Annotated in this window: 10 protein-coding genes; 9 read left to right on the forward strand and 1 reads right to left on the reverse strand. The window is 40.9% G+C overall.

Annotation, left to right across the window (positions count from 1 at the left end; genetic code table 11):
- Window positions 1-3 precede the first annotated feature (3 nt).
- The 8 genes from QFX38_03010 (at window position 4) to QFX38_03045 (ending at window position 5615) form a co-directional block, all read left to right on the forward strand.
- Entirely contained in the window at window positions 4-300 is a 297-nt protein-coding gene (locus tag QFX38_03010; protein MDI9623839.1) for a chorismate mutase, read from the forward strand.
- A gap of 2 nt (window positions 301-302) precedes the next feature.
- Complete coding sequence (locus QFX38_03015) at window positions 303-494, forward strand: 30S ribosomal protein S17e (protein ID MDI9623840.1); 192 nt, start codon at window positions 303-305, stop codon at window positions 492-494.
- A 13-nt stretch (window positions 495-507) separates the two neighbouring features.
- Complete coding sequence (locus QFX38_03020) at window positions 508-1728, forward strand: aspartate kinase (GenBank protein ID MDI9623841.1); 1221 nt, start codon at window positions 508-510, stop codon at window positions 1726-1728.
- On the forward strand, window positions 1725-2618 hold the full coding sequence (gene dapA / locus QFX38_03025; GenBank protein ID MDI9623842.1) for a 4-hydroxy-tetrahydrodipicolinate synthase: 894 nt from the start codon (window positions 1725-1727) through the stop codon (window positions 2616-2618). Before QFX38_03020 ends, dapA begins: the two co-directional genes overlap by 4 nt.
- A 12-nt stretch (window positions 2619-2630) precedes the next feature.
- Complete coding sequence (gene dapB / locus QFX38_03030; GenBank protein MDI9623843.1) at window positions 2631-3452, forward strand: 4-hydroxy-tetrahydrodipicolinate reductase; 822 nt, start codon at window positions 2631-2633, stop codon at window positions 3450-3452.
- Between the two features lie 5 nt (window positions 3453-3457).
- On the forward strand, window positions 3458-4504 hold the full coding sequence (gene asd / locus QFX38_03035; protein ID MDI9623844.1) for an aspartate-semialdehyde dehydrogenase: 1047 nt from the start codon (window positions 3458-3460) through the stop codon (window positions 4502-4504).
- A 98-nt stretch (window positions 4505-4602) separates the two neighbouring features.
- A complete protein-coding gene (locus QFX38_03040) occupies window positions 4603-5070 on the forward strand; it encodes a phosphatase PAP2 family protein (GenBank protein ID MDI9623845.1) in 468 nt (155 codons plus the stop codon).
- 26 nt (window positions 5071-5096) lie between these two features.
- A complete protein-coding gene (locus QFX38_03045) occupies window positions 5097-5615 on the forward strand; it encodes a hypothetical protein (GenBank protein MDI9623846.1) in 519 nt (172 codons plus the stop codon).
- Between the two features lies 1 nt (window position 5616).
- Here QFX38_03045 and QFX38_03050 read toward each other — a convergent pair whose 3' ends face one another.
- A complete protein-coding gene (locus tag QFX38_03050; GenBank protein ID MDI9623847.1) occupies window positions 5617-6195 on the reverse strand; it encodes a flavodoxin family protein in 579 nt (192 codons plus the stop codon).
- A 145-nt stretch (window positions 6196-6340) separates the two neighbouring features.
- Between QFX38_03050 and thsA the strand changes: the two genes are divergently transcribed.
- Window positions 6341-7629: thermosome subunit alpha (thsA, locus tag QFX38_03055; protein ID MDI9623848.1), on the forward strand; the 1289-nt coding region annotated here is incomplete at its 3' end.

The raw sequence follows: 7629 nt of genomic DNA on the forward strand, positions 1-7629 counted from the left end.
CCAATGAGAAAATCAGAGGCCAGACAACTTTTAAAAAAATCCAGAGAAAAAATAGACCTTATAGACGAAAAAATATTAGAACTCATTTCTGAGAGAACCTCTTTGGCAAGGAATATAATAAAAGCAAAGATGGCTTTGAACATGGACATCTGGGATCCTGAAAGAGAAAAACAAATCGAAGAAAAGACGAGGAAAATCGCCAAAGAAAACAAAATCGATGAAGACAAACTTATAAAAATCATGAGAATACTCACAGAATTAAACAAAATGGAACAAGAACAAATACTCAGGAGGAAATAGGCATGGGGAATATTAGAACAGCATTCGTTAAAAGGATAGCTAAAGAATTAATAGAAAAGAATCCTGGGAAATTCACAGTGGATTTTGAAGAGAACAAGAAGTTAGTCGAGAAATTCTCAACAGTAAACACAAAACACCTCAGAAACAAGATAGCAGGTTACATAACACGACTCATGAGGCAACAGTCACAATAAGAGGGGTAGGTTAATGTCACTTATAATCGCAAAATTTGGGGGCACATCAATAGGGAATGGTAAAAGGATAAGGAAAGCGGCCCAATCAGTAGTGAAAGAATACATGAAAGGAAACAAGATAGTAGTAGTAGTATCAGCCATTAACCGAACAACAGACGAACTTTTAGAGATCGTGGAAGAAGCCACAAACAATACCATCACAGAAAAACAACTAGCTGAAGTAGTTTCTATGGGTGAAATGACCAGTGCAAGGATATTTTCTTCAGCCCTCGAATCCCTTGGTGTGAAATCCGAATACATAGACCCATACAAGAGCGAATGGCCAATAATAACAGACAGCAACCTCCTAGATGCTAAGGTAGATCTTAAAACAACAATAAAAAAATCCAAGATACTCTTAAAGCTCCTAGACCAGGGTATTATACCAGTTGTTTGCGGATTCTTGGGAAGAGATAAACATGGTTATATCACCACCCTTGGCAGAGGGGGGAGCGACATCACAGCATTTCTACTTGGACGTTGCCTAAATGCAGATGAGGTTATAATAGTCACAGATGTTGGAGGGGTCATGTCAACTGACCCAAACAAACTCCAAGAAGCTAAAAAGTTAGATAAAATCTCGGTAGAGGAGATGAGGGACCTGGCCACCCACGGAGCCCAAGTACTCCACCCACACGCCTTGAAATATAAATTACCTGAGATAAAGGCTAAAATAATAGGATTTGAGCATGGAGATCTTTCAGCGCCTGGAACAGAGATCATAGGCCCGTCAAAAGAAGAGCAACTGAAGACTGTAACATTTAATTCAGAACCATTAGCCGTGCTCGCAGTAGTGGGAGAGGAAATTCTCAACAAGCCAGGCATACTTGCCAAATTAACATCCACCCTATCTAAAAAAAATATTAATATTATAGGCGTGTCCACTGGAAAAAATTCCATCACATTATTCATCAAGAAAGAAGATGCACAAGAAGCCCACAAACTCTTACATGATGTTGTAGTTGAAGACGAAAACCTAAGTTCCCTATCCCTTGGCAGAGATATTGCAATGATCACAATTTCAAGCCCAGAATTTATAGATACGCCAGGGATAATCTCAGAGATCACAGAACCATTAAGGGAACATAATTTGAATATTGTTGAAATCTCATCATCACAAACCTCTGTGGTGATATTTGTTGATTGGGATGATGGGAAAAAAGCTTATGAACTCGTAAGGGGTGTTTTAAAATGAAAATAGAAGGAACGATCGTAGCCATGATAACCCCGTTCACTCCAGATGATGAAGTGGACGAGGATGGGCTACGAGAAAACATAAACTATCTGATAGAGAATGGGGTTGATGGTCTCCTAATCGCGGGGACCACAGGCGAATCAGCCACCATAACCCACGAAGAACAAAGGAGGATGATAGACCTCCTAGTTGAAGAAGTCGATGGTAGGGTAACCACCATCGCAGGAGCCGGCAGCAACTCCACAAAGGAAGCCCTTGGGCTTGTAAAACACGCCGATGCAGCGGGAGCCGATGCTGCGCTCGTCATAACGCCATACTATAACAGACCGCAACCACACGGCCTACTAGAACATTACAAAATACTTAGCGACGCGGCAGAGATACCCTTGATAATCTATAATGTACCCTCAAGGACAGGGACAGATATCGATGTTGACACTGTTCTAAAATTGGCAGAGGAGGATAATATAATAGGACTTAAAGAGGCCAGCCCAGACCTTGACAAGGTATCCCAGTTGATGAAAAAACTCATGGAGAGGGGTCTTGACGATGAATTTGTCATACTATCTGGTAACGATAATCTCACACTCCCAATGATACCATTAGGGGCTAAAGGTGTTATATCAGTTGTTGCAAATGTTGACCCTGCCAGGATGTCAAGGATGGTTAATGAGGCTCTTTCAGGGGACTTTGAATCTGCGATGAAAACCCACTATGAATTATATGATCTTATGAAAGGCTTGTTCATTGAAACCAACCCTGTACCTGCTAAGGAAGCATTAAATATGATGGGCAAACCCGCTGGCCATGTGCGACCACCACTAGGTCAACTCAAAGAAGAAAACAGGGCAAAACTCAGGAGGATACTAGAGGATCTCTCATTACTTTAAAGGTGAGATAACATGATCAGGGTAGCGGTAAGCGGTGCTTGTGGCCGGATGGGTTCAAGAATCGTGAGGAGAATAACAAAAGAGGATGACATGGAAGTTGTGGCAGCCATAGAAGCGCCCAACACACCATTTAAAGGAAAGGATGTTGGAGAGGTTGTAGGTATAGGTCCAATCGGAGTTAAGGTAACCCCCGCAGAAGAATTAGAGGAGGTCCTCAAGGATTCGAAACCTGATGTAGTTGTTGATTTCACAATAGCGGATGCGGCGGTAAATACTGTAGAGAAGGCTTCAAAACTTGGCATCAACCTCGTGGTGGGGACAACAGGTTTTTCAACTGAACAGTTAGAAAAGATTAGAAAAGACGTCAAGGAAGGTAATGTTAAGGCTATAATTGCACCTAACATGGCTGTGGGCGTTAACGTCTTCTTCAAGGTACTTGAGGAACTTTCAAAACTTTTACCGGATTATAATGTTGAGATCATAGAAGCACACCATAAACATAAAAAGGACGCGCCATCAGGAACTGCTTTAAAGGCATTGGAGATAATATCAGCCGCTACTGGGAGAGACCCTGATAAGGTGAGCGTATATGGCAGGAGGGGTCTTATAGGTGAACGTTCAGATGATGAAATAGGAGTACACGCCATAAGGGCTGGTGATATAGTAGGAGACCATATAGTGCTTTTCGCTGGTGAGGGTGAAAGACTTGAGATGATCCATAGGGCACATAGCAGAGAAGCCTTTGTTGGTGGTGTTATCCGGGCCCTTAGATTTATAGAAAAAGCAGAACCAGGCAAAATATCAGATATGAAGGATGTATTAGGAATCAGGTGATTATAATGGTTGATGTGGGAGTCCTAGGCGCGACTGGAATGGTCGGCCAACGCTTCATAGAACTTTTGGATAAACACCCCGAATTTGAGGTTAAGGTGCTTACAGCTTCTCCACGTTCTGAAGGAAAGCGATACGAGGAAGCTGCTAAATGGTATCTTCAAAGTAAAATGCCAGAGTCAGTTAAGGACATAAAAGTTGTGGGGACAGACCCCTCTAAGGTGGGGGATGTTGACATATTATTTTCGGCCCTACCAGCTGATATAGCTGCGAAAGTGGAGCCGAAGTTCGCAGAAAAATATGTAGTGGCTTCAAATGCTAGTGCGATGAGGATGGAACCTGACGTGCCACTGGTCATACCAGAAGTTAACCCTGACTTCCTAGACCTTATAGAAGTTCAGCAAAAAAGGCGTGGATGGGATGGTTTCATAGTCACGAACCCAAATTGTACTACGATAGCTCTTACATTGACTTTAAAGCCCATACATGACCATTATACTATAAAAAGAGTTTATGTAGCTACTATGCAAGCTGTTTCAGGCGCTGGATACAATGGAGTCCCATCAATGGCCATAATAGATAATATAATCCCCTATATTGGGGGTGAAGAGGAGAAGATAGAGACAGAGACGTTACATCTTCTTGGCGAATTAGAGGATGGTAAGGTCACACCTGCCCAGTTTGGTATAAGTGCATCTTGTCATAGGGTTCCCGTACTTGATGGGCACACAGAGGCCGTCTTCATAGAACTTGAGGAAGATTTTGAAATCGATGATATAAAAAGGGTCATGGATGAATTTCAAGGGATACCGCAGAAGTTGGAGTTGCCTTCCGCGCCTGAAAAACCAATAATTGTAAGGGAAGATGAGGACAGACCACAGCCACGTATGGACAGGGACGAATCCAATGGGATGGCTGTTACGGTTGGTAGGCTTCGAAGGGATGCTGCATTTGAGAATAGTCTAAGGTATGTGCTGGTTGGTCATAATACGATACGTGGAGCTGCAGGTGCATCAATATTAAATGCAGAGTTAATAAATGAGATAATATTCTAGAAATGTTCGAGAGTCTACTGGAAGGTTTGTATCATCTGAATCTTTTATTACTTTATTTTTTTAATGTTCAAATGCGTAATCCTTTTTTTGATTTTTTGATGCCGATTATAACATTTGCGGGGACCCAGGTATTCTGGATAATCGTGTCCATAGTACTTTTCATCTTTTTTGGTGATAAGGGTAAGAGAGTGGCTTTCACATGCCTTTTAGCCCTTTTTTTAGGCTATTTTTTGAGCGAGTTTTTAAAGGCCATTTTTCAAGTTCCCCGCCCATTTGAAGTTATAGGGTGGGTGAGGCCTTATACCCTTGTTGGGGGTTATTCTCTACCTTCTGGTCATAGTATAGCTGCCTTTAGCGGATTTTTAATCCTTGGGGTGAAATATGGTAGGCTTCCTATTTTCTTTTTCTTGGCTGTTTTAGTGGGAATTTCCAGAATTTATATGGGCCTACATTATCCATCAGATGTTATTATGGGAGCTTTAATTGGGATATTATGCGCATTAATTTCTCTTAGGGTTGAAGAAAAATTTTTTAAGTTTTTGAAGGATAAATATCAGAGAGGATGAGCAGTGATTTTTTTCAAGTGATTAACATGTTTCTTAAAGATTCAGAGAAAGAGGAATTAAGGCGTCTTGTTAAGGCATGCATGCTTGAAATAAGTAAATTAGAACTGGAACTTGAAAATTGCAAGAAGAGAAAGGATGAAAGTGAAAAGCTGGAAAGATTAGAGAAAGAATTGGCAAAGAAAGATGAGCGCATAAAGGAGCTTGAAAAATTTTTAAAGGAAAAGGATAAACTCATAGAGAATCTGAATAAGATTTTAAGCGAAAAGGAAGCCCAGATCGAAGAATTAGAGAGAATAAGGGGATACTTTAATAAGTTGACAGCAAAGCCTAAAAAGAATCTTACGTCATTTCAGTCACAAATTTACAGGCTATTACCAAAGGGGAAGGCCACTACTGAAAAATTACATTCTTTCATACAAGATATAGGATTCAAGGATTTGAAGTATGAGAACATGTTACAGATTCTTCGAAACCTTGAAAGGAAGGGCTATTTCAGATCTTATAATAGGGGTGATGATATAATCTGGGAAAAAATTGAAAAATAGATTAGGTGATTTTTGCAACAAGCTCGGCGACTTTCTTTCCGAGGTTCCTGGATGTTTCTATGCCGAATTCGTCTTCTTCACAGTCTTTTTCCCCGCGTCCAACCCCTGTTCCACCATAGTGTGCTGTGGGTGAAGCATCTCCCACTACTATCATTTCATGTATTAATAGGAAATTGTGGATTGCATTACATGTTGTTTCTTGTCCACCGTTTCTTGAGCCTCCTACTGTTACTGCCCCTCCTACTTTGTCCTTTAATTTGAAACCTATTCTTAGAGGCCTTGTCCTGTCCATGAAAATCTTTGTTTGTCCTGTTACATTACCGAAGTAGACAGGACTGCCTATTATTATACCATCAGCTGTTTCTAGTTTCTCTAATAATAAGGGGATGTCGTCTTCTATTGGACATTCACCTTTTAGGCAAGTGTCGCATGCCTTACAAGGGTTTATATCATGTTCTGCGAGTTTTATAAGTTCTGTTTCAATTCCCTTTTTTTCTGCTGCGTTTAATGCTTCCTTGACTAGGAAGGTTGTGTTACCATTAATTCTTGGACTTCCCACTATTCCTATTATCTTTGGCATAATATCGCGTCCTTTATTTTTTCCCAATGCAAAGCTTTAGATGTTATAGGTATATTACTATTTTTATAACCAAAAAATAACCGTAAAATATTTATAGAACCTCTAACCCATGGATAATTGCAAATAATTATATTGAGGTGATCACATGGCACAGTTAACTGGAGGACAACAACAACCAGTTCTTATTCTACCTGAAGGTACAAGCAGATACCTTGGAAGAGACGCCCAGAGGATGAACATACTAGCAGGTAAAGTATTAGCAGAAACCGTTAGAACAACCCTTGGCCCTAAGGGAATGGATAAGATGCTCGTAGACTCCCTGGGGGATATCGTAGTAACAAATGACGGTGTCACGATCTTAAAGGAAATGGACATAGAGCACCCAGCAGCTAAAATGCTGGTAGAAGTTGCCAAAACACAAGAAGACGAAGTAGGAGACGGTACAACAACAGCAGTCATAATAGCAGGCGACCTTTTAAAGAAAGCAGAAGAATTACTTGACATGGACATACACCCCACCATAATAGCAATGGGTTACAGGCAAGCAGCCAAAAAAGCCCAAGAAATCTTAGAGTCAATAGCAATAAATGCAAGCGACAAAGACACACTAATAAAAGTTGCAATGACAGCAATGACAGGAAAAGGGACCGAAAAAGCCAGAAGACCATTAGCCGAGCTTGTTGTAGATGCAGTTAAACAAGTAGAAGAAAACGGAGAAGTAGACAAAGACCATATAAAAATAGAAAAGAAAGAAGGCGGCAGCGTAGACGACTCAATGCTAGTACAAGGAGTAATAATCGACAAAGAAAGAGTACACCCAGGCATGCCAAAGAAAGTTGAAAACGCCAAAATAGCATTACTCAACTGTCCAATAGAAGTTAAAGAAACAGAAGTTGACGCTGAAATAAGAATCACAGACCCATCACAAATGCAAGCCTTCATCGAACAAGAAGAAAAAATGATAAAAGACATGGTAGACAAGATAGTGAGCACAGGAGCCAACGTACTATTCTGCCAAAAAGGCATCGACGACCTAGCACAACACTACCTAGCAAAAGCTGGCGTACTCGCCGTCAGAAGAGTTAAAAAATCAGACATCGAAAAACTATCAAAGGCAACCGGCGGAAAAATAGTCACAAACATCGAAGACCTCAGCGAAGAAGACCTTGGAAACGCAGGAAAAGTCGTGGAGAAGAAAATTTCAGGAGAAGAGATGATATTCGTAGAAGAATGCAAAGAACCCAAAGCAGTCACCATACTCGTAAGAGGATCCACAGAACATGTTGTAAGTGAAGTGGAGAGAGCCATTGAAGATGCTATTGGTGTGGTTTCTGCGACTGTTGAGGATGAGAAGGTTGTTGCTGGTGGTGGGGCTCCTGAGGTTGAGATTGCTAAGAGGCTTAAGGATTATAGTGAGTCTATTAGTGGCAGGGA

Origin of the sequence: Methanothermobacter sp., from assembly GCA_030055615.1 — an archaeon.
GTDB lineage: Archaea > Methanobacteriota > Methanobacteria > Methanobacteriales > DSM-23052 > Methanothermobacter_A.

Excerpts from the sequence above, each read along its gene's own strand:
- QFX38_03015 (MDI9623840.1), top strand. The coding sequence starts at position 303 with ATGGGGAATATTAGAACAGCATTCGTTAAAAGGATAGCTAAAGAATTA.
- QFX38_03040 (MDI9623845.1), top strand. The coding sequence starts at position 4,603 with ATGCCGATTATAACATTTGCGGGGACCCAGGTATTCTGGATAATCGTG.
- asd (MDI9623844.1), top strand. The coding sequence starts at position 3,458 with ATGGTTGATGTGGGAGTCCTAGGCGCGACTGGAATGGTCGGCCAACGC.
- QFX38_03010 (MDI9623839.1), top strand. The coding sequence starts at position 4 with ATGAGAAAATCAGAGGCCAGACAACTTTTAAAAAAATCCAGAGAAAAA.
- QFX38_03045 (MDI9623846.1), top strand. The coding sequence starts at position 5,097 with ATGTTTCTTAAAGATTCAGAGAAAGAGGAATTAAGGCGTCTTGTTAAG.
- dapA (MDI9623842.1), top strand. The coding sequence starts at position 1,725 with ATGAAAATAGAAGGAACGATCGTAGCCATGATAACCCCGTTCACTCCA.
- QFX38_03020 (MDI9623841.1), top strand. The coding sequence starts at position 508 with ATGTCACTTATAATCGCAAAATTTGGGGGCACATCAATAGGGAATGGT.
- dapB (MDI9623843.1), top strand. The coding sequence starts at position 2,631 with ATGATCAGGGTAGCGGTAAGCGGTGCTTGTGGCCGGATGGGTTCAAGA.
- QFX38_03050 (MDI9623847.1), bottom strand. The coding sequence starts at position 6,195 with ATGCCAAAGATAATAGGAATAGTGGGAAGTCCAAGAATTAATGGTAAC.